18 protein-coding genes are annotated in these 23,461 nt (G+C 35.9%); 7 read left to right on the forward strand and 11 right to left on the reverse strand.

Features of this window, described 5'->3' with window-relative positions; translation table 11 throughout:
• Positions 1-5 precede the first annotated feature (5 nt).
• Genes B5X64_RS01365 through B5X64_RS01385 form a run of 5 tightly spaced genes read right to left on the reverse strand, consistent with a single transcriptional unit; the run spans position 6 to position 7,075 of the window.
• On the reverse strand, positions 6-701 hold the full coding sequence (locus tag B5X64_RS01365; protein ID WP_079463543.1) for a c-type cytochrome: 696 nt from the start codon (positions 699-701) through the stop codon (positions 6-8).
• The gene (locus tag B5X64_RS01370; RefSeq protein ID WP_066678849.1) at positions 694-1,215 is read right to left on the reverse strand and encodes a DUF3341 domain-containing protein; all 522 of its coding nucleotides are present in this window, start codon (positions 1,213-1,215) and stop codon (positions 694-696) included. Before B5X64_RS01370 ends, B5X64_RS01365 begins: the two co-directional genes overlap by 8 nt.
• Complete coding sequence (nrfD, locus tag B5X64_RS01375) at positions 1,202-2,599, reverse strand: NrfD/PsrC family molybdoenzyme membrane anchor subunit (protein WP_074230687.1); 1,398 nt, start codon at positions 2,597-2,599, stop codon at positions 1,202-1,204. The genes B5X64_RS01370 and nrfD overlap by 14 nt, the downstream gene beginning before the upstream one ends.
• A gap of 30 nt (positions 2,600-2,629) precedes the next feature.
• Complete coding sequence (locus B5X64_RS01380; RefSeq protein ID WP_079463544.1) at positions 2,630-5,692, reverse strand: TAT-variant-translocated molybdopterin oxidoreductase; 3,063 nt, start codon at positions 5,690-5,692, stop codon at positions 2,630-2,632.
• 24 nt (positions 5,693-5,716) lie between these two features.
• Positions 5,717-7,075, reverse strand: coding sequence for a c-type cytochrome (locus B5X64_RS01385; protein WP_079463545.1), 1,359 nt, complete (start codon positions 7,073-7,075; stop codon positions 5,717-5,719).
• Between the two features lie 182 nt (positions 7,076-7,257).
• On the opposite strand from B5X64_RS01385, the gene B5X64_RS01390 reads away from it, so the two are divergent.
• Positions 7,258-7,794 (forward strand): SPOR domain-containing protein, encoded by a 537-nt coding sequence (locus tag B5X64_RS01390; RefSeq protein WP_079463546.1) that lies wholly within the window; start codon positions 7,258-7,260, stop codon positions 7,792-7,794.
• A gap of 53 nt (positions 7,795-7,847) precedes the next feature.
• On the opposite strand, the gene B5X64_RS01395 is transcribed toward B5X64_RS01390, so the two are convergent.
• The 6 genes from B5X64_RS01395 to ricT all read right to left on the reverse strand — a co-directional run bounded on the left by B5X64_RS01395 (position 7,848) and on the right by ricT (position 15,991).
• Complete coding sequence (locus tag B5X64_RS01395) at positions 7,848-9,122, reverse strand: DUF6080 domain-containing protein (protein ID WP_079463547.1); 1,275 nt, start codon at positions 9,120-9,122, stop codon at positions 7,848-7,850.
• 78 nt (positions 9,123-9,200) lie between these two features.
• Positions 9,201-9,983, reverse strand: coding sequence for a T9SS type A sorting domain-containing protein (locus tag B5X64_RS01400; RefSeq protein ID WP_164463460.1), 783 nt, complete (start codon positions 9,981-9,983; stop codon positions 9,201-9,203).
• 114 nt (positions 9,984-10,097) lie between these two features.
• The gene (locus B5X64_RS01405) at positions 10,098-11,639 is read right to left on the reverse strand and encodes a protein adenylyltransferase SelO (protein WP_079463549.1); all 1,542 of its coding nucleotides are present in this window, start codon (positions 11,637-11,639) and stop codon (positions 10,098-10,100) included.
• 76 nt (positions 11,640-11,715) lie between these two features.
• Entirely contained in the window at positions 11,716-14,097 is a 2,382-nt protein-coding gene (locus B5X64_RS01410) for a penicillin-binding protein 1A (protein WP_079463550.1), read from the reverse strand.
• A gap of 6 nt (positions 14,098-14,103) precedes the next feature.
• Positions 14,104-14,565: a gliding motility lipoprotein GldH gene (locus tag B5X64_RS01415; protein ID WP_079463551.1), complete on the reverse strand. Its 462-nt coding sequence runs from the start codon at positions 14,563-14,565 to the stop codon at positions 14,104-14,106.
• A complete protein-coding gene (gene ricT / locus B5X64_RS01420) occupies positions 14,558-15,991 on the reverse strand; it encodes a regulatory iron-sulfur-containing complex subunit RicT (protein ID WP_079463552.1) in 1,434 nt (477 codons plus the stop codon). The genes B5X64_RS01415 and ricT overlap by 8 nt, the downstream gene beginning before the upstream one ends.
• A gap of 277 nt (positions 15,992-16,268) precedes the next feature.
• Between ricT and B5X64_RS01425 the strand changes: the two genes are divergently transcribed.
• The 6 genes from B5X64_RS01425 to B5X64_RS01450 all read left to right on the forward strand — a co-directional run bounded on the left by B5X64_RS01425 (position 16,269) and on the right by B5X64_RS01450 (position 23,324).
• The gene (locus B5X64_RS01425) at positions 16,269-17,507 is read left to right on the forward strand and encodes an OmpP1/FadL family transporter (protein WP_079463553.1); all 1,239 of its coding nucleotides are present in this window, start codon (positions 16,269-16,271) and stop codon (positions 17,505-17,507) included.
• 9 nt (positions 17,508-17,516) lie between these two features.
• Positions 17,517-19,055, forward strand: a complete 1,539-nt coding sequence (locus B5X64_RS01430) for an SGNH/GDSL hydrolase family protein (RefSeq protein WP_079463554.1) — start codon at positions 17,517-17,519, stop codon at positions 19,053-19,055.
• Positions 19,056-19,140: 85 nt separating this feature from the next.
• Positions 19,141-20,079, forward strand: coding sequence for a ribose-phosphate pyrophosphokinase (locus tag B5X64_RS01435; protein WP_079463555.1), 939 nt, complete (start codon positions 19,141-19,143; stop codon positions 20,077-20,079).
• Positions 20,080-20,135: 56 nt separating this feature from the next.
• Entirely contained in the window at positions 20,136-20,780 is a 645-nt protein-coding gene (locus B5X64_RS01440) for a 50S ribosomal protein L25/general stress protein Ctc (protein WP_079463556.1), read from the forward strand.
• A 159-nt stretch (positions 20,781-20,939) separates the two neighbouring features.
• Positions 20,940-22,160 (forward strand): cysteine desulfurase, encoded by a 1,221-nt coding sequence (locus tag B5X64_RS01445; protein WP_079463557.1) that lies wholly within the window; start codon positions 20,940-20,942, stop codon positions 22,158-22,160.
• Between the two features lie 48 nt (positions 22,161-22,208).
• Positions 22,209-23,324, forward strand: coding sequence for an aspartyl protease family protein (locus B5X64_RS01450; protein WP_079463558.1), 1,116 nt, complete (start codon positions 22,209-22,211; stop codon positions 23,322-23,324).
• Positions 23,325-23,461 lie beyond the last annotated feature (137 nt).

Consider the following 23,461-nt stretch of genomic DNA (forward strand, 5'->3'; position numbering starts at 1 on the left):
TTTTCTTATTTTTTAGTTTCGGTAGTCTCAGTTGTTGCTGGCGCTGCTGTTGCCGCTGCGGGAGCCGGAGCTGCGCTTTTTTTGAAAGCACTCATTACATACATTGCCACTCTCCATCTATCTCCTGGGTTTAGCTGTCCCGCATAAGAACCCATTGCATTTCTACCATTTGTTAATACATAATGTACAGATCCTACAGTGATTTCTCTGTCTGCATAATTTGGTACACCAGAATAAGCTCCGCTTTGTACGATTGGCCCTTGTCCGTCACCACCAGTTCCGTGACAAGCTGAACAAGTACGATCAAAAAGCATTTTACCTCTTTCTATATCTTTAGCTGCATTAGCAGGATTAAGAGGAGAAGCGCTTATTGCTTTTGAAGCGTCATAACCTGCGTTATATTCGTCCGGATTTTTAGGAAGTTTACCTTCTTCAAAAACTCCGTCTTTATTTTGAGCTACTGAACCTTCTACAGGAGAAAGACCAGTTGCACCGTTGTTTCTTACAAATGCAGGAATTTCATTTTCATGATCTGAATAAGCATCCTGAGCTTTCATCAACGGATCGTAAGCCACTGGGAAATACATATCCGGGAAATATACTAGAGGTGCATTTTCATTTGGTCCGCAAGAATTAAGTAAAACTGTAGTTAAACCTAAAATTGCTGTAATTTTTAATACATTCTTTTTCATTTTAAGCATCTTTAACAGTTATTTCTTCTACTCCCGTTTCGATAAGCAACTGCTTTACAGATTCTACATCTTCAGTTACAAATTCCATCAAGAATTTATCATCTGTAGTTCTTGGATCTGGGTTTTGTGCCGGAGCTCCTGGATACATTTTATTTCTTACAAAGAAAGTAAGAGACATCATGTGAGCTGCACAGAATACCATTAATTCAAACATCGGATCAATAAACGCAGGGAAGTTGTCTACCCAGTTAAAAGATGGTTTCCCACCAATATTTTGTGCCCAGTCATGGTTCATAATGTACCAAGTAACCGTCAAACCGATAGAAACTCCATAAAGCGCATAAATGAAAGCAGCATCAGAAATTCTGGTTTTCTTTAAACCTAAAGCTTTGTCTAGCCCGTGAACAGGAAATGGGGTATAAACTTCGTTTATTGCAATTCCTTTATCGTTGAATGCTTTAACGCCGTTCATTAGATCGTCGTCGTCAGCATAAAGTCCGTATACAATTTTAGTGGTGCTCATCTCCTTCTTTTACTTTATAAGTTTCACCTGAGATCTTCAAGATCGATTTTAATTCTGCCTGTGCAATTACAGGGAATGTTCTTGCGTATAATAAGAATAATACAGAGAAGAATCCGATTGTACCTAAATATACACCTACGTCAATAATGGTTGGTTTAAACATCGTCCAAGAACCAGGCAAGTAATCTCTTGAAAGGTTAATTACGATGATGTCGAAACGCTCAAACCACATACCGATGTTGATAATTAATGCAATGATAAATGTTGCAATAATATTCGTTCTGATTCTCTTAAACCAGAACAACGCCGGAATAACAAGGTTACAGATAATCAACGCCCAGAACGCCCACCAATATGGTCCTACTGCAGCACCTGGTGAAAGGTAAGTAAAGTCTTCATATCTAGAACCAGAATACCATCCGATGAAATATTCAGTTGCATAAGCTACTGTTACCATACCACCTGTAAGAACGATTACGATGTTCATAATTTCGATATGATACATTGTGATGTAGTCTTCCAAGTGACAAACTTTTCTAGCAATTAACAATAGTGTTTGTACCATTGCAAATCCTGAGAAGATTGCTCCAGCTACGAAGTAAGGAGGATAGATCGTAGAGTGCCATCCTTTAATAACTGAAGTTGCGAAGTCAAAAGATACCGTAGTGTGTACCGAGAATACAAGTGGAGTTGCTAAACCTGCCAATACCAAAGATACTTCTTCAAATCTCTGCCAGTGTTTTGCTTTTCCACCCCATCCGAAAGATAGTAGGGTATAGATTTTCTTAGTCCAAGGAGTTTTAGCTCTGTCTCTGATCATAGCAAAGTCAGGAATCAACCCGATAAACCAGAATACTGTTGATACAGAGAAATACGTACAGATTGCAAATACGTCCCAAAGTAGAGGTGAGTTGAAGTTAGTCCAAAGAGAACCAAACTGGTTAGGAAGAGGGAATACCCAATATCCTACCCAAACTCTACCCATGTGAATAAGCGGGAAGATTGCCGCCTGTACAACTGCGAAGATTGTCATTGCTTCCGCAGAACGGTTTACAGACATTCTCCATCGTTGTCTAAATAATAATAATACTGCTGAGATTAGGGTTCCGGCGTGACCGATACCTACCCACCATACGAAGTTGGTAATATCCCAACCCCAGTTAATAGTTCTGTTAAGCCCCCATGCTCCAATACCTGTCCCGATAGTATAAGCGATACAGCCGAATCCGTAGATGAAAAGAACTAAGGCTGCATATAGTGAGATCCACCATAATTTACCTGCTCTTTCTTCGATAGGTCGTGCAATATCTTCTGTGATATCGTGATAAGTTTTGTGACCAATAATCAGAGGTTCCCTTATCGGAGCTTCGTAATGTCCTGACATTTTTTACCTATTTATTATTTAAACTTTATTTTATACTCTATTTCTTACTTTAGCGTGATAGAACACATTTGGTTTGGTTCCGATCTCTTCAAGTAAATGATATCTTCTGTTGCTAGAATATAATTTTCTAACTGAAGATTCTTTGTCATTCATATCTCCAAACTGCATTGCTCCAGTAGAACATGCTGCTGCACAGGCACAAGAATTTTTAAATTCGTCGTCTGTTACTTTTCTGTTTTCTCTCTTCGCAGTCAAAATTGTTGCCTGAGTTTCCTGAATACACATTGAACATTTCTCCATTACCCCTCTTGTTCTTACAACAACATCAGGGTTAAGAACCATTCTTCCAAGGTCGTTATTCATATTGAAATCGAACTTATCATTCAAGTTATAGGTAAACCAGTTGAAACGTCTTACTTTGTACGGACAGTTGTTTGCACAATATCTTGTTCCGATACATCTGTTGTAAGCCATGTGGTTTTGTCCTTGCTTACTGTGAGAAGTTGCCGCTACCGGACAAACAGTTTCACATGGAGCGTGGTTACAGTGCTGACACATTACCGGCTGGAAAATCACATCTGGATTTTCTGCTGGGTTTTCTAATGCTCCTTCAATACCAAGTACGCTACTTCCGTAAAGCTCAGGAACTGCCATTCCTTCTTTAAGACCATCATAAACAGTCACTTTTTTCTCAGAAGAATAGTAACGGTCAATTCTTAACCAGAACATATCTCTCGACATTCTGATCTCTTCTTTACCAACTACAGGAACGTTGTTTTCTGCCTGACAAGCAATGATACAAGCTCCACAACCCGTACAAGAGTTTAAGTCTACTGATAAGTTGAAGTGAGGACCATCTGTATCATCAAAAGCATCCCAAAGGTCAATTTTACCTGCTGGAAGAGCTCCACTGATAGTGTGATATTCCAAAGGCTTATTCCATCCTTTATGTTCGTCATCGAAAGGTACATTAATAAATTCTGCTAAAGGTACTTCTTTTGCAATTTCGTAACGACCCATTAGTGTATTCTGAAGCTGAACTCCTGCAAACTCGTGCTCTTCACCCGTTTTCTCAATTGATACGTTTGAAATCACCAAGTTTGACCCGTCAAATAGAGGATAAGCATTTACCCCAGTATCTGCAGTAGCGCCAGAATCTTTTTTACCATATCCTAAAGCAAGACCTACAGATCCGTCTGCTTGACCTGGCTGAATGAATACTGGTACGTTTTCTATTTTTACTCCGTTTACTGTAAGATTTACAAGAGAACCATCCAACTGCATTCTTGCATTAAGACTGTTTTCTATTCCTAATTCTTCAGCATCTTTGGTAGAAATTGTTAAATAGTTATCCCAAGACATTCTTGTAATAGGATCTGGTAATTCTTGCAACCAAGGGTTGTTTGCCTGAGTTCCGTCTCCAATAGAAGTCTTTGTATAAAGAACTAATTCTAATCCTGCAGCTTTAAAGTTTCCTAATTCTGCTACAGCTTGAGTACCATTTCCTCCAGCATAAGACAACATCGTTGCATTATTAGAAGAAACAACACCATTGTATAAAGCTTTGTTGAAAGAAGTCGCTCCTAAAAGAGAAGCAGCACTTGCTTTTAAGTAATCGTAGTAATTGTTTGCAGCATTATTTTTTCCGTTTTTCCAAACCAATAAAGATTCTTCGATCTGTCTTGATTTATAGATTTTCTGGATTGTTGGCTGCATCAATGTATAAACTCCTGTCTGAGGTTCCATATCCCCCCAAGATTCTAGCCAGTTAGCTACCGGAATTACAGCTTTCGCTGCTTTATACATTTCGTTTTTCTTATCTGTAACAGCAATTACGTAAGGAACTTTTGCCAAAGATTTTTTGAAATCCTGACCTTTGTTGTTAGAATAAATTGGGTCAACGTTGTTTGTAATCAATACACCAACTTGTCCTGCATTTACCCATCCTAAAAATTCTTGGTATCTTGCTTTATCAAATTCTTTTAAGAAGTTTGCTTTACCAGTGAAAGCAACTGAACCTAATTTTTGGTTAATTAAGTGTGCTAAAACCTGTGCACCTTTAGAACCGTCAGCTAAAACAACCGCTTTGCTTCCTTTAGCTTGCAATTCTTTTACGATTTCTGTAGCAACTTTGCTTGTTGGGTTAGCTCCTGTAACGATAGCGTTATAAACCTCAACTAAAGCTTTGTTTACATCACTTGGTTTTACTCTATATCTAGAGTCTGAGTTTGCACCCGTTAAAGACATATTAGATTCAACCTGAATGTGTCTCAACATGTTTGCTCCCGGAACTCTTGCTGCTGCATACGAAGTTTCTAAGCTTGCTGCATTATAATCTCCTAAGAAATCAGCCTGGAAAGCAACTACCAATTCAGATCCTTTAAGATCGTAAACCGGCAATGCTCTTTGTCCGAAAACTTCCTGAGCTGCATCTAAAGCTGCAGAGTAAGGGAAAGCATCATAAGTTACTAATTCAGCTGTAGGATATTTCGCTTTAAATTCAGAAAATAATTTTTTGAATGTAGGAGAAGCAAAAGACTGAGATAAAAGAACAATCTTTTTACCTGCAGACTGAGCCTCGTTTAATCCTTTCAAAACGAAATCATCTACTTTATCGAAAGTTTCGTCTTTACCATCAAGTTTAGGCTGCTTTACTTTATCGTTGTCATAAAGTGAAAGTACACTTGCCTGAGCTCTTGCGTTAGTTTTACCTAAATCTCCAGCTGCCGGGTTCGGATCGATTTTGATAGGTCTACCTTCTCTTGTTTTTACTAAAACACTTGAGAAGTCGAAACCGTCAAAATATGTTGAAGCGTAGTAATTTGGAACCCCAGGAATAATTTCGTGTGGTTTTACTACGTAAGGAATCGTTTTAATTACCGGAGCTTCACAGGCAGCCAATGTTACGGCTGCTGTAGAGAATCCTAATATTTTTAGGAAATCTCTTCTGGATGTACCGTCAGTTTTTTCGGCACTTTCCAGAAAATCTTCTACCGGAATTTCTTCTTGGAACTCTTTAAGAGCCAGCTTACCGGTTAGGGTAGGGTCTTTAAGTTCGTGAATACTTCTAAATTGTATTTTGTTTGAAGCCATTTTATACTTCTAATTTTTTAGTTATTAATAATGACATTTACCACACTCAAGACCTCCAATTGCATCTACAGTGATTTTACCACCATCTTTCGGGTATTGCTTTTTAAGCTTTTCGTGTAGATTTTTGAAGTATTCTTTATTATAACCGTTGTTCATATCAATTTCGGTTGTTCTGTGACATTCGATACACCATCCCATAGTGAAATCGTTCGCCATTTGTACAACGTTCATTGTATCGATTTTTCCGTGACAAGCTTTACAAACTACGTCGATTTTGTTGTCTGGATTTTTCTTGTTGAATGAATTGATAATCGCTTGCTCACCTGCTACTACGTGTTGAGAGTGGTTGAAGTAAACGAAATCTGGCATGTTGTGGATTCTTGTCCATTCTACAGGGGTAGTTTTACCGGTGTACTGTTGTTTTTCAGCATCCCAACCTGTTGCAGCATAAATCTTCTGGATTTCTCCGTCGTAGAATGCTTTATCTTTTCCTGGCTCAAGGTATTTACCGTTGTATTCAGAAACAGTTCTGTGACAGTTCATACAAACGTTCATAGAAGGGATTTCAGATACTTTACCGTATTTAGCACTTGAGTGACACAATTGACAGTCGATTTTCTGTTCTCCAGCATGAATTTTGTGAGAGAAGTAGATAGGCTGTTCAGGCTTATACCCTTTGTAAACACCAATCCACATAATCCAGTTCCAGATACCGTAAGTCGCTAAAATAGCTAGAATAGCCAATAGACCTTTACCGATATAGTGGTACTTTTCGTAGATTTCGCTGAAAGATTTTACTCTTGTTTCATTAAGTCCTGTAAGTTCCTCAGACTGACCTAATTTTACTAATTGTCTTAGTTTAATTAAGATCCAAACTAATAAACCAGCGATTGCAATAAGTGAAATGATTACAATGCTTGAAGTAGTATTGTTTGCTGGTGTAGCGTTTGCTGTACCTGTTGCAGTGGTTGCAGTAGGATCAACTTTAGGCTCCTCAACAGGAGGATTAGTTGTATAAGCTAAAATATCGTCAATATCCTTATCTGCAAGATTAGGAAATGCCAACATTTCAGTCTTATTAAATTTTTCAAAAACTTCATTAGCATACTTGTCGCCAGAAGCTCTAAGTGCTTTGTTGTCTTTAATCCACTTGTGAAGCCAATCTGTATCCAAACCTTGTTCAGTTTTCAGCCTGTCTACAACACCTTTCAAATCAGGTCCAATAACCTGTTTTCCTAATGCGTGACACGCCGTACAGTTTGCCTTAAAAAGTTTCTCACCATTTTTAGGATCGCCGTCTTGCCCGTAAATTGAAGCACTTGTTGATAGCAATAAACCTATCGCAATCAGCCCTTTTTTATAATGCTTTCTCCAACTAATCATTTAAATTATCTTATGTTAGTAAATATTGAATGTGTATCAATCCCGCAAAAATAATATTTTTAAGAAGAATTTAACGGCTTTAACAAAAGGTAAAATGTCATATAGCTTTAATTTGTAACTATTCTAAATAACTCTGTTTGCTGTATTTTTAAATTATTATAACTTTGCGGAAACAAGTTTAAATGAAAAATTTCATCAAAATATTTTCGCTACTTTCTTTAATGGGTTTTTATACTATTGAAGCACAGCAGGTTGTAAAGAAAGATACCCTGTCTGGAACTGAGCTGACGATTACTATGGATTCTCGTGTAAGTGAAGCTTTATCTGCGATTGAAGATCGTTGTGCAAAGACTACGGCAACAAGAGTTTCTTCCGGTATTGATGATGATGCCCCTGCAAAGCCAACGAAAATATTTGTTCCGAGCCGTGAATTGACAAATGCAGAAATCTGTAGAAAAAATCCTAGAATTTTAGGCTTCAAAATTCAGATTACAACGGTGAAAAGTAATGAGGAAGCTAATGAGATTAAAGCCTATTTCAGAAAAAGATTTCCCAACCTAAAAGTTGAAACAGATGCTTCATTAAGACCAAATTATAAGATTTTGGCGGGAAGCTATTTCTCAAAACAAAGCGCAGCAGGGGATTTAGCTAGAATAAAAGAGTACTTTAAATCTGCAATACCAATTCAGTACAGAGTTTTCTGTGCAGAGGCAAAATAAAGGTTTATTTTAATGAAAAACTAAAGGCTGAGAAAATATTTTCTCAGCTTTTTTTATCTGTAAAATTGATTAACAAAATCATAGAATTCCCACATTCTCATGTAATTGTTAAAGAATAAATAGACCAACATTATTCCAAGAACTGCTGTGAAAAATGACATCATTTTTGGTGATTTTCTGTAAGAAAAAAAGAGCCATCCCAACATGATTGGGAATACAAAAACAAAATGTCCTCCATAGATGTAGGAAGTGTGAAGTCCAAACCTGAAAACACAATGAATTAAAATATCAACAAGTAAAGAAAGCATGAGGATTTGTACCAATTTATTCTTGAAATTTTTAAAATAGCTCCATAAAATAAGCCCTACAAGTAACCCAATGAACAAATAGGGAGTAATCGAAGTGTAAACATCCATAAAAAGTGCTTTGTAATAAAACCCTTTCATATTGTGTTTTTTACGAATAAAAAAACTTGGAAAAAGAATGCTTCCGCCAAAGAAATAGGAGTAAATCATGTCCCAAGTCGGAGTAGATTTTACATTAGAAAATTTCTCATATTGCTCCCCTGATTTTGATAGAATATTGGTGTATTTGAAATCGATTCGGTAAAGGTAAAGCAAGATAAAGGTTACGCAGGTAAGTGAAACCCTGAAAACGGCATTGCCAAATTTTTTCCAGCTTCTGAAAAGGTCTTTTTCAAAGGCAATAGGGATAAAAACTTTTACAATATTTGTCACTGTTAATCCTCCAATTGTAACTCCTGCCAAAACTAATGCTGAGCCTGTAATTTTTTTGTCTTTTTTAAATTTTATTGCTGTATAGTAGTTAAATAAAACCAACAAAAAGAGGGTGTAAGTATAGGTTTCTGGCGTGAATGATAATAAAATATTAGTTGAAAAAGCACTGAAAAAAACGACAAGCAATAGGTTTAGTCCTATCGGAAGTTGTATGATGTTTTTTAAATATTTATAAATTTGAATTAAGCTTAAACTGATGGTGATATTACTTAGCCACGCTAATGTTAATCTGAAATTACTTCCTGTTTTTCCATCTGAAATATAAAAAGAAAGCTCGCGAACCCAGTTGAAAAAATAATAAGATAAAGGGTGTCTTTCGAAGCTTCCGCCGTTCATTACGATAGCTTTGTTATCGAAGCTGAAATATCCATCCCAAGGAATTCTTGCATCAAAAATAATGCGGTAGTGCTGGGCTAGGTAACTCCCGAAAGTGCCATAAGCAATGAGGAAAAAAATAAATATGCCCCATTCGGTGTACGAAGAAGGAAATACGATTTTAAAAAAGTTGATAAATTTTGACTTAAATGACACCCGATATAATTTATTGCAAAAATAAAATAAAAAACCCACCTGAAAAGATGGGTTTAAAAATATTAAAAAGAATATTAATTAATCTTTGATAATTTTCTCTGTTTTGCTTGTTCCGTCAGCAAATTCAACTTTAAGTAAGTAAGTTCCTTTTGTGAAAGAGCTAATATTAACTTTTTCAGAACTTGTTTGTAGTAAAACTTTTCCTGAAAGATCAAGTACTGTAGAAGATTTTATCTTTTTATCAGTTTTGATGTTGATTTCTCCTTTTGTTGGGTTAGGATAAATGCTTGTTTTAGATTTTGAAACCTCCTTGGTAGAAAGGGTTCCTGCTAAAACCTGTACATCATCTATTGCAACGGCATCAGCATCAGTCGCAACATAGCGAAATCTTATTTGAACATTCGCTTGCCCAGTATATTGAGATAGATTTATTTGAACAGGAATTGCCTGATATGTATCTGTAGCATCATCGTCATCACCATCATCTGACCAGCCTGCTTGATTATCTTCATTCCATAAATCAGTCCAAGTTGTTCCTCCGTTAGTTGAAATTTGTGCAACTAAATCCCCAGCGTCTTCACGAATCATATATACCCAACCAACCACTACTTTAAAGTTTAAAACCGGATTTGTTGCTCCAACTAAACTAAAAGAAGGAGTTATTAAATTAGCTGTATTAGATTGTGTAAGGTAATCTATACCAGCAGACTTTGCTCCAGAAATAGTGAACCAAGTGGAAGTACTAACTGGAAGTGGAGTAGATTGCCAAGGTCTTGTAGCGGCAGTAGAGTTTATTGTCCATCCTGTTGGAGGGAATGTTGCTCCTTCAAAGCCTTCAGACAATAATACCTGGGCATTCATTGATAAACAAGATAAAATACCTAAAGAAAGTAGAATTTTTTTCATGAAAATTATTTTTTTTGCTAATTTAGTTAATATTATTACATGTAAATATGAAAACTTTAATAAATTACACTAAGAACTACAAGAAAGCATAGAGCATCCGGAAATATCGTCATAATTCGCAGGTTTTTTTACCGAAAATTCCGGAAAAATTTCTTCATAGGGATTTTCCAAAGCTTTTGTAAGTTTTTTTAACATTTCAGTTTTACCATTGGTGATTTCTTCGATACATTCAAAAAGAAGATAATTTCTGAGAAGAAATTTTGGATTTGATTTTTTCATTACATCTAAAGACTCTTCTTTTGAAATTGTATTGGCTTTTACTCGTTGGATATATTTTTGAATAAAATCTTCAAGCTTTTTTATTTTAGAATCGTCCAAGTATGTATAAGATATTTTCTGAAAATCTGTTTTGAAATCAGAAATACTTTCAACTTTTTCTAAAAGATTAAAAAATAGAATATAATCGAATTGAAGTTCATGCATCAAACCTTGCCAATTGATGAAAAAATCTTCATCCTCTTTTTTCAATTCATTAAAACCAAATTTTTCGCATAACATCTTGTCGTGAGCTTTCCAAAAATAACTGCCGTAAGAGTTTAGTGTTTCTTCTAAAAATTTTTCATCTTTTATCAATGGAAATATAGCGTTGGCGAGTTGCCAAAGATTCCATTGTGAGATTTGCCCTTGTTTTCCGAAAGCATATCTTCTTCCGGGTAAATCTGTGGTATTGGGTGTGAAATTGAGGTCGTATTCATCCATCATCGAAAAAGGGCCGTAATCTATCGTTAATCCTAAAATTGACATGTTGTCAGTATTCATTACGCCATGTACAAAACCTACTCTAAACCATTCAACCATCAAATCGGCAGTTCTTGTGCATACCTCGCTAAAAAAATCTTTATATTTCTGTTCGCCTTCATCTGTGATATTTTTAAAATAATTTTTAATCGCAAAGTCAGTAAGGTTAATAAGTGTATTAATTTCCTTTTGTGTAGATATTAATTCAAAATGACCAAAGCGGAGAAAACTTTCCGCAGTTCTTACAACGACCGCTCCCTTTTCTTCTTGAGGATTTCCGCTATACATTATATCACGCACTACATTTTCACCAGTAAGACTTAAGCTTAAAGCTCGGGTCGTAGGAACTCCTAAATGATACATGGCTTCACTCATCAGATATTCACGAACAGAAGACCTTAAAACGGCTCTTCCGTCTGCGTGACGGGAATAGGGTGTTGCTCCGGCTCCTTTCCATTGAATTTCATTTTTTTGTCCTGTTTCATTGGTTATTTCACCAGCAAGTATAGTACGACCGTCGCCTAATTGACCTGCCCAGTTTCCGAACTGATGCCCTGCATAAGCGGTGGCGTAGGTTTTTATGTTTTCGGGTAAATTGGTGGCGGTTAAAAAGTCAACATCTTTTTCTTCTAATTTTCCCAATCCTATTTCTTCTGAAAGTTTTTCGTTAAAAATAATCAGTTCAGGATTTTCAAATCCAACGGGTTCGACAGTTGAAAAAAGAACTTTAGGTGTAGTTCTTTGGATGGTATTTCCTGAGAAGTCTCCTGGGAAAATCTCTGTAAAAGGTTGGGTAATCTTGTCGATATTCATAGTTCAAAGATATTAAAAGAAGAAACAAAAAAGACCTTTCAATTATTGAAAGGTCTTATGATAATGATAAATAAGTTTATTTGTTAAAATCTACATCTTCACTGGTATTCAGATGTTCGTTTACATTTTCTTCTTTTTTACCAGGGGTATTTTTTTGTCCGTTGTCTGCGGGACGTGGGTTTTTTAAATCATCAATGGTTTGTAATCCTCCATCGTCACCGTATCCACCACCAAGCCCCTGAAGGTTGCTGCAGCCATCTTTCCAATCAAGAGGTTTTATAAATTTATCGTCAGGTGATATTTTTAAACTTTTATCAGCCCATACTTTTTTCATAAATATTGCCCAGATTGGCAATGCCATTTTTGCTCCCTGACCTTCACCTGTTCCTAAGAAGTGAGTTGCTCTGTCTTCCCAGCCAACCCAAGCTCCTGTTGCTAATTTGGGAGTAATCCCCATAAACCAACCGTCTGAGTTATTCTGAGTTGTTCCGGTTTTTGCAGCAATTTCAATGTTTTTGGATACTCCTCGTCTTCCCAATTCTCCTGAAGCTGTACCGTATTGTGCTACACCTTTCATCAATTCAATCATGGTATAGGCGTAATTAGGATTCATTACTTCTTTAGGTTCTGAGATTACTTCTTTTATAACTCTTCCGTTTACATCTTCAATTCTCCAAATCATTTCTGGTTTGTTGTAGTTTCCGTAATTGGCAAATGTGCTATATGCTCCTAGCATTTCGTAAATCGTAATATCAGATGTTCCTAAAGCCATTGGTAGACTTGTCGAAATTTCTTCAGTTACTCCTAAATCTCTTGCTGTCTGAATGACACTTTGAGTTCCTGTCATTTCTGCCAATCTCAATGCAACAGGGTTTTGAGAGTGAGCTAAAGCATCTTTTAAAGTTAGCATTCCTCCTCTTCCCGGAACGCTGTAGCTTCCTTTAGTGAAAGTAGCATTTGAAATTGTAGAACAAGGGTTTAGCCCCAATTTCATAATGGCAGTTGCATAAACAAATGGCTTAAAGGTAGATCCTACCTGTCTTTTTCCTTGTTTGATGTGGTCATATTGAAAATGCTGCCAATCGATTCCTCCAACCCAAGCTTTAATTTCGCCTGTTCCTGGAACCATAGACATTAAACCTGCCTGTGCAATTTGTTTGTGCCATCTGATAGAATCCCAAGGGCTCATTTCTACTTCTTCTTCACCTGCCCAAGTAAATCTAGACATTTTTATAGGCTTGTGGAATTCCATCATAATAGAATCTTCAGAAACTCCGGCTCTGCTCAATTGTTTGTAACGACCAGTTCTTTTTACAGCCTGCATCATTATTTTATTTACCTGTTGGTCATTAAGATAATAGAATGGTCTACTTTTTCTACCTCTTTGTTCTGCATCAAACCTTTTTTGAAGGTCCGTTAAATGTTCTTTAATTGATTCTTCGGCGTATTTCTGCATTTTAGAATCCAGGGTTACATATATTTTTAAACCGTCTTTGAAGAGGTTTAAAGGTTTTCCTGTTTCTTTTTCGTAGTCTTTAAGATAAGTATCTATTTCCTTTTTTAAATAAAACTTATAGTAAGCAGAATAATCATCTGTGATATTTTTTATAGGACGGTAATCTGTCGTTATAGGGGTTTCAACTGCTTTGTCGTGAGTTGCTTTATCTACATACCCTGTTTCAAGCATTTGGTCTAATACGACATCTCTTCTTCTTTTTGCTCGCTCAGGATTTCTTAAAGGATTATTTGCAATCGGCGCTTCAAGCATTGATACAAATACAGCTGCTTCCGGAAGTGTTAATTGCGATGTAGATTTATTAAAATAAATTTTAGACGCCATCTCAACTCCGTTTGCGTTGTAAGTGAAATCAAACTTGTTAAAATACAAAGTGATGATTTCTTCTTTGGTGTATCTTTTTTCTAAGCTTACCGCAACGACCCATTCTTTAAGCTTTTGAACGGCTCTTTTTACAGGGTTTTTTGAAGGCTCTTTAGTGAATAAAAGTTTTGCCAACTGTTGTGTAATCGTAGAACCTCCACCTCGGTCTCCACCATATCTTACGGCTCTCAAAATTGATTTCAAGTCAATACCCGAATGTTCTTTAAAACGCTCATCTTCTTTTGCTTGAAGTGCGTATATTAAGTAAGGAGGTAAGTCTTTGTATTGAATAGGCTGAGTTTTTTCTTTCTCAAATTTTCCTAAAAGAACTCCGTCTGAAGAGTAAATTTGTGAGGCTACATAGATGTCAGGATTTTCAAGTTCTTTTACATCAGGCATTTCGCCAAGAAAGCCCTGGGAAACTGCAAAGAAAAGTCCTGAAATACCTAAAACTACTGCAATAAACCCAATCCAGATGAATTTTACCCATCTTTTCCAGGCAGAATTTTTAGTACCTTTTTTAGGAGGAAGCGGGAACGTTTTTCCTTTGCTTCCTTTATTTTGTTTGTTTTCTTCCATGTATAATTACGGTTTAGCCGTTTCTACTTTTATACCTAAGTCTTCAATCCCCGGAAGATTATCGTTTCTCATTGCTTGAGCAACAGAAATTTCATAATTACCTTTTTCCGGGAATCTGTAATTCAGTTTATACTGAAATAAAGTTTCCTTCGTTTCTCCAAATCCTGTTCCAAGCCATTCGCCATTTGGTTTAGCTAAAATATAGTTCAGCGTATCAATTTGCTTGGCTTTGGTTTTCGGATGGGTAAGATTTACAATAAATCTAATATTGCTGTAAGGATATTCATTATTGTTTCTTACAACAAATATAAGATTTTTAGGATTTTGCGGATCCGAAATTTCAAGATTAAATTTTTGTTCGGTCTTCTTATTCCATTTATTATCAATGTTATTCATAATAACGTCTTCTCCGGAAGCATTACAGCTCACCAAAAAAATAAGGAGAAAAAGCCCTGAAATTTTATGCATTATTATCTTTTTTTGGAGGAAATTTCTTTTTAAACTTCTTTTTGGGTGGTTGATTCTGAGGTTTTGCCTCAGCGTCGTTATTTACAGTATTTACAGTTTCCGATTTTTCTATTGGCGGTCTCTGTTGCTGTAGTTTTTGAGGCCTTTGATTGTTATTTTGATTAGATCTCACCGGTTTTTCAGGGCGTGGTTGACGTTCCTGTCTTTCTGGTCTTTCACCTCTATCGTTTCTCTCAGGTTTCTCGTCGCTGTTCTCTGGTCTAGGTTTTCTAGGTCCCTGATTTTGATTGTTGTTTGGTCTGCTTTGTCCTTGATTCCTGTTTTTGTTAGAACCTCTGTTCTTTTTCTCAAAACGATCCACACTATTTTCCTGAATTAGATCTACTGTTTTCACAGAAATTTCCGGTTGTTTTAAATCTTCGAGAGGTAACGTTCTTTCGCCTCTTTTATTTTGCGAAATCATTTTTTTTACCAAATCAACGTCGAAATCATACCATGCCATTGAGCTGTCTACATACGCAAACCACATTTTCTTTTTGAAAACATCAATTTTTATACAAAATGCTCTTCCTTTTTCGGTATCAATCATTGTTGAAGAAGAAGGGAAGTGGCTTAATGCATCAAGATAACTGTCTAGTTCATAGTTTAGACAACATTTAAGCTTACCACACTGTCCTGCTAGTTTTTGAGGGTTGATACTCAATTGCTGATATCTTGCAACGTTGGTATTTACCGATCTGAAATCTGTTAGCCAAGTTGAGCAGCACAGCTCTCTTCCGCAAGATCCAATTCCGCCTACTTTTGCAGCTTCTTGTCTGAAACCGATTTGTTTCATATCGATTTTTGTACGGAAAGCTCCTGCAAATTCTTTAATCAACATTCTGAAATCCACTCTGTTATCAGCAGTGTAATAGAATGTTACTTTAGAAGAGTCGCCTTGATATTCCACATCAGTGATCTTCATCTCAAGACCAATTCTGTGCGAAATTTTTCGGGCTTCAATTTTTATATTTTCCTCTTTTTTTCGGGCTTCCTGCCAGACTTCAATGTCTTTTTGGTTGGCTTGCCTGTATATTTTAAGTGGGTTTTCTTCAGAAGCTCTTTTTTTCTTCATCTGAATTTTCACTAATTCTCCCGTGAGGCTTACTACGCCTACATCGTGTCCCGGACTAGATTCTACTGTTACAACGCTACCTATATGTAAAGGAATATTATTTACATTTTTATAAAATAATTTTCTGTCATTTTTAAATCTAACTTCAACAAAATCACACCTGTTTGATGCAGGATTTTGTACGTTAGACAGCCAATCGAAAACACTTAATTTATAACTATTACCGCAGGTATTTACACTTTCACAGCCATTCGCAGATTTTGTTCCGCAAGAATGTGCAGAATCGCCAGATGTTTTACATCCACAACTCATATTATAATTTGTTTAATCTTGCAAATTTATTGATTTTTATCTTTATACAATTCCAAATGTACTAAATATTAATTTTTGAAAATGTTTAATATTAAACATGGTGAAAATTGACTCTTACGTTTTTGTATAAAACTGTGTTTTTGAGTGTTTTATTTTAATTTATGGATAAGATATTATTTTAAACATAGTTTTCTTTTGCTTGTTAGTTTAAAATGTTGGGATTTATTAACAGGTGTATTCAAAATAATTTTATATTTGGGTTATATAATAATAGTCTATGAAAAAAATATTAATATCAACTGCTTTATTGGCTGGGGTTTTATCTTATGCGGGAGGCTTTAGAGTTTCTTTGCAAGGGGTAAAACAATTGGCAATGGCGCACACCAGTGCCCATGCTGAAGATGCGAGTGTTGCATTCTTTAATCCGGCAGGTATGTCATTCATTCCTTCTAAGCTAAGTATTGTTGCGGGAGGATTTGGAGCAAGTAATAAGGTTACTTTTCAGAATTTAAATACTTTATCGAGCACAGAGACTGATAATCCTCTAGGGACACCAATTTATGCGGCGATAGCTTATAAGCCGATTGATAAATTGTCGATTGGTTTTAGCTTTTCTACCCCTTTTGGAAGTACAATTCAATATCCTTACGATTGGGAAGGAAGAGAAATGGTACAAAAACTTGAGCTAAAAAGTTTTTATTTCCAGCCTATGGTTTCTGTGAAAATGGCTGACTGGGTGTCATTCGGGGCTAGCTATATTTACGCAAGAGGATCTGTAAACTGGGATAAAGCGGTAACTCAATTTGGAGGAACGGTTAATATTAATGACGAAAAAGCAAGCGGTCATGGTTTTGGTTTTGGTTTCTATTTCAGACCCGATCCAAAACTTGATGTGAGTATTGCATATCGTTCGCCGGTTGACATGAAAGCTAAAAAGGGGACTGCTACTTTTGTAGCTCCTGCACAGAATACTGTTAATTCACTTTTAGGGTTAAATGGAGCTGGGCAAGACAGTTTTACGGCAACCTTGCCACTTGTAGAAGAATATACAATTGGTTTAACGTATAAGGTAACTCCAAAATGGTTGATCTCTGCAGATTTTAATTATCATGGTTGGGAAAGATACAGCAAGCTAACTTTAGATTTTGCTAATGCTCCAATTGGAAACCAAGCCGATCCTACGATATTGGTGGCTCCAAAGAATTTTAGAAATTCAAAAACAGTAAGATTGGGAACTCAATATGCATTCACGAATATGATTTATGGTCGTTTAGGTGCTTATTACGATGAGTCTCCTTATTCTGATGATAACTTCATTCCGGAAACCCCTTCATTTGATTCTTTTGTATTAACAGGAGGTGTAGGGTTTAAACTTAAAAAATTCGGAGTAGACGTTGCAGGTGGTTATGCGATGCCGCAAAGCAGAGATGTGAAAAATAATTACCTAGGTTTCTATGGTCAGGCAAAGGCTAAAGCATTTTATTTTGGTCTAGGTTTATCTTATAATGCTTTTTAATTTTAAATTATGAAAAAAATAATAATATCTACAATAGCTGCTTCTGCACTTCTTTTTACAGTAAGTTGCGAAACAGATTTTGATACTGACGTAAAAGACATCGTTGTAACGAAGGGTGAAGCGGATTTTTCTAAATATGTAGCTTTAGGAAATTCTCTAACTTCAGGTTATAGAGACGGTGCTCTTTATATTGATGGGCAAAATGAATCTTATCCTTCAATGATAGCTCAGCAAATGAAGCTTGTAGGAGGAGGAGATTTCAAACAGCCTTTAATGGCTGATAATAATGGAGGTCTTCTTCTGAATGTTGGTGCAAATGTACAGATTGCGAGTACAAAGCTTTATATTGACAGCTTTATAGCAGGTGCTCCAGACATAAAAAATGCGAATAATAACGTTGCTACAACTTTAACAAATACTGTTTTGGCAGGACCTTTCAATAATATGGGAGTTCCGGGAGCAAAAGTTTCTCATTTATTAGCTCCGGGGTATGGAAACGTTGCAGGGATTTTAGCAAAAACAGCAAATCCTTATTTCGTAAGATTTGCATCAAGCCCTACAACTTCAGTTATTGCAGACTTTAAAACTCAAAAGCCGACATTCTTTTCTTTATGGATAGGTAATAATGATGCTTTATTGTATGCTCTAGCGGGTGCTGATAGTTCAGTAGAAACTTTAACACCAGCGGCTCAGTTTACTCAATATTATAACTTGTTGATTTCTGAGATTGCTACAACTAATGCTAAAGGAGTTGTTGCAAATATTCCTAGTGTAACATCTATTCCTTCGTTAACAACGATTCCTACAAATCCTCTTACATCTGCTGTTTTAGGAGGAGGAAATGTGGCTGCTGGAGAAGCGAATATCGATAATCTGAATACAAATCTATACGGGCCATTAAATCAGATATTAACAGCATTTGGAGCGGGAGATAGAATTAAACCTCTTTCTAAAACTGCTGCAAACCCATTGCTTATTAAGGATGAAAGTCTTCCGGATTTAAAAGTTCAAATTACGGCTGCAGCTGCGGCCTCAGGTAATGCTCAATTAGTTGCTTTGGCGACTTATTTAGGAAACACTTATGGGCAGGCTAGACAGGCAAAAGCAGGAGACTTGGTTCCTCTAACAACTAAGTCTGAAATTGGTAAAACAGAACCGACTGCATTAGCTGCTCTTTCGGCAAAAGGGGTTTCTTATCCATTTGCAGATAAATATATTTTAATTCCATCTGAAATTACAGAAATCAATACGGCTATTGATGCTTATAATGTGACAATTAAAGCAGCAGCAGCTTCAAAAGGATATGCTTTTGTTGATGCAAATAAGAAAATGAATGAGCTTGGATCTCAGTCAGGAGTTTCTTGGGATGGGGTGAGATATACTGCTAAATTTGTTACAGGAGGAGCTTTCTCTTTAGACGGAGTTCACCTTACAGGTAGAGGGTATGCAATTATTGCAAATGAATTTATTAAATCAATAAATACGACTTATAAATCGAATTTACCACAGGTTGACCCTAATAAATATTCAGGCGTTAAATTTCCTTAATCGGGAATAAAAATAAATAATGGAAACCACAGGATTGATTCTTGTGGTTTTTTTTTAAATTTGCAAAATCTTTTAAAAAGTAAAAATGGCCGATCAGTTAAGTTATCTATTTTCAACAAGAACGAGTAAAGATCTTGCGGAAAAAATTGCCCAGCATTATGGGAAAGAATTAGGAAAAATCAACTTTCAGGAGTTCAGCGACGGAGAATTTGAACCAGTTTTAGACGAGTCTGTAAGAGGAGGAAGAGTTTTCCTAATCGGATCTACGTTTCCGCCGGCAGACAATCTTTTAGAATTGCTTCTAATGATTGATGCTGCAAAAAGAGCTTCTGCAAAAAGTATTACCGTAGTACTTCCGTACTTTGGGCTTGCAAGACAAGACAGAAAAGACAAGCCAAGAGCACCGATTGGAGCTAAATTAGTGGCAAATCTTTTAACGGCTGCAGGTGCAACAAGAGTAATGACGATGGATTTGCATGCTGATCAGATTCAAGGATTCTTCGAAATTCCTGTGGATCATTTGTATGCTTCTACAATCTTTGTAGATTACATCAGAGACCTTAAGCTTGATAATCTTACGATTGCTTCTCCAGATATGGGAGGTGCAAAAAGAGCGAAAAACTATGCAGGTCACCTTGGTGCGGATGTAGTAATTGCTTACAAAGAAAGAAAAAAAGCAAACGTGGTAGAAGAAATGTTCCTTATCGGAGATGTGGAAGGTAAAAATGTAATCCTTATTGATGACATGATTGATACCGCAGGAACGCTTTGTAAAGCTGCAGAGATTCTAATGGAAAAAGGAGCAAAATCTGTAAGAGCAATGGCGACTCACGGAGTGCTTTCTGGGAAGGCTTACGACAATATCGAGAACTCACAATTGTTGGAAGTTATTGTAACTGACTCAATTCCTGTAAAAACTAATTTGACATCTAAAATAAAAGTGCTATCTTGCGCCCCATTATTTGCAGATGTTATGAAGATGGTGCATGAGCATCAATCGATTAGCAGTAAATTTGTTATCTAGTTGATAATTAATTATTTGCGAATTTAAAACAAAACAATTTTTTTAAAATTTTTATAATGAAATCTATTACAATTCAAGGTACAAAAAGAGAAAGCGTGGGCAAAAAGTCTACAAAAGCTTTACGTGATGCTGAATTAGTTCCTTGTGTTGTTTACGGAGGTGGTGAGCCATTGAATTTCTCTGCTACAGAGAAGTCATTCAAAGGTTTGGTATATACTCCTGAAGCACACACGGTATCTATTGAAGTTGACGGACAGGTAATTCCTGCAGTTCTTCAAGATATTCAGTTCCACCCAATTACAGACAAGATCATTCACGCAGACTTCTACAGATTATCTGATGATAAGCCGGTAGTTATGGAAGTTCCTGTAAGAATCACTGGTCGTTCTAAAGGTGTTGTAGCTGGTGGTGTTCTACGTCAGACTTTCAGAAAATTGAAAGTAAAAGCTATTCCTGCAAACTTGCCAGATGAAGTAGTTGTAGATATTACTTCGCTTAAAATTGGTAACAAACTTTATGTTGGGACAATCAAAACTGAAGGATATTCTTTCATGCACCCAGACAATGCAGTTGTTGTAGCTGTTAAAATGTCTAGAAATGCAGCTAAAGGTGGAGCAGCAGCTCAAGATGATGAGGATGAAGAAGAAGTTGCAACTGAAGAAGGAGCAGCTCCAGAAGCAGCTGAAGCTTCAGCAGAATAAGAATATTTTCTTACTCAAAATACAAGAACCTGTCAATTTTGGCAGGTTTTTTTGTTTTAGATTAAATCGATCACTCTATTAATCTGGCAGACTTTTAGATAAAAAATCGTAAATTTGATGCGTTCTAAATAAAGAGCTTTTTAATTAAAAATTGTAAAAATGTTTGACATTCAGGAAATCAGAAGTCAGTTTTCTATATTAAATCAGGAGGTGAACGGTAAACCATTGGTTTATTTAGATAATGCAGCAACGTCTCAGAAACCCAACTCGGTACTTGAGGTTTGGAATCAATATTATACAGAACTCAATGCTAATGTGCATAGAGGAATTCATACGTTAAGTCAATTAGCAACGGAAGAAATGGAGCTTTCTAGAAGAAAAATCCAGAAATTTATCAATGCTAAAAATGATTTTGAAATCATTTTCACTAAAGGAACAACCGAAGGCTTAAATCTTATCTCTTACATTTTAACTCAAAAGTTAAAGAAAGATGATGAGATTATTATTTCATATTTAGAACATCATTCGAATATCGTTCCGTGGCAATTGCTTTGCGAAAGAACGGGTGCGAAACTTCGTGTGATCCCTATCGATGAAAACGGAATTCTTCAGCTTGATTATTTAGATCAGTTTTTAAGTGAAAAAACAAAAGTAGTTTCCGTGAATCAGGTTTCCAATGCTTTGGGAATTGTAAATTCTATTGAAGAAATTATTGCTAAAACAAGAGCTAATTCAGACGCTTATATTGTGATAGATGGTGCTCAATCGGCTCCTCACTTTACGATTGATGTACAGAAGTTAGACTGCGATTTCTTCGTTTTTTCAGGGCACAAAATGTATGCTCCGATGGGAACAGGAATATTGTACGGAAAACAGGAAATTCTTGAAGATTTGCCACCTTTCCATGGGGGAGGAGAAATGATTGCGGTTTGTTCGTTCGATGCAACTACTTATGCGGGTTTGCCTTTTAAATATGAAGCCGGGACGCCAAATGTAGGTGGAAACATTGCTTTAGGAGCTGCTATTGATTTCATTAAAAAAATAGGACAGGAGAATATTCAGAATCATGAAAATGCTTTACTGGATTATGCACAAAGACAACTTTTGGAAATAGACGGATTGAAAGTGTATGGAGAAAAGGCACACAGAACAGGCGTAGTTTCCTTTAATCTTGAAGGAGTAGGTATTTCCTCAGATGTGGGGATGATTCTTGATAAAATGGGTGTTGCGGTAAGAACAGGACATCATTGTACGCAACCGATTATGGATTTCTTTAATATTGCCGGAACCGTAAGAGCAAGTTTTGCCGTTTACAATACGTTCCAGGAAATTGATCTATTAGTAGAGGGTGTGAAAAAAGCACAAAGAATGCTTTCTTAAAATATTTAACAGACTGTTTCATTGAGACAGTCTTTATTTTTTACTCTGATGAAATTTAAAAATTTTTATGTTTTCGCGCTATTGTTGTTTCCTTTGTTGTTTAGTGCAACAACAATCCCTTTTGAATATATTGACGGAAAAATAATCATCAATGTTGATATCAAAAATAAGAAACATAATTTCATCTTTGATACAGGTGCTTTAACGATTATTTCTTCTAAACTAAAAGGTTCGTTGAACGAAAAGAAAAGCAATCTTGTTTTTAATGCGATTGATGCTAATAATGCGAAATCGAAAATGGACCTTTTTTCAACAAGCGATTTGAAATTGGCTGATTTGAAATTTAAAAATATTAATTTTTCATTTGCAGATATCAGTTGGATGGATTCTCGAGCTTGTAAAAAGATCAGCGGAATTTTCGGAGCTAATATGATGAATGATAAAGTTTGGCGAATTGATTTTAAAACCAAAACAATTATTATTTCGGATAAAGTAATAGAAAGCTCTGCTCAATCGGTGTCAATCTCTTTTTCTGAGGAAAATTTCACTCATGTTCCTACAATCAATGTCAATATAAGAAAGCAGAATTTTAATGTATTTTTCGATACAGGAGCGGGTTCTGGTTTTACACTCGATCCAAGATCTTATCAATTAGTAAAAGATAATAATTTTCTGATCTTTGAAGGACTTTTATCTCAATCATTAAGCAGCATTAGTAAAGGCGAAAGAAAGCTTGATGTGATGGAAGTTGAGGTTGATAATAAAGTTTTGGATAATCAGATTGTTGATACGAGTTCAGATTCGCGAAATTTGGTTGGAACAAGATTCATGGAGAATTTTCTCATCGATTTAGATTTCGTCAACAAAAAAGTCATTCTTAATCCAACAGACAAAACCCCGGAATATAATAGCTTCGGAATTGCTTTTTCTCCTGTGGAAAATCATTTGGTTATTGTCAATAAGCTTAAAATTCCAGAGTTGTCAGAATTAAATGTAGCAGATAAGATTATTAAAGTAAATAATATTGATGTTTCAAAAATCAATGCTGAAATTTTTTGTGAAGTCAAAAAAATCATTGACAACACTCAGGTTATTGTCATCCAAATTGAATCCAAGAAAGAGTTTAAACTCGAAAAGAAAAATATTTTACAGTATTTGAACTAACTAATTTATAAAGTTGCTTATTATAGATTTTGGCGATTGCTCAAATTTTCTTTTAATTACTTTTATTAAAATGCTTTGAGTTAATTTTGTAGTTAGAATGTATTGAAATACCAAGAGCTAATTTTTTTCTTCATAGA

The organism is Chryseobacterium balustinum, assembly GCF_900168205.1.
Taxonomy (GTDB): Bacteria; Bacteroidota; Bacteroidia; order Flavobacteriales; family Weeksellaceae; genus Chryseobacterium; species Chryseobacterium balustinum.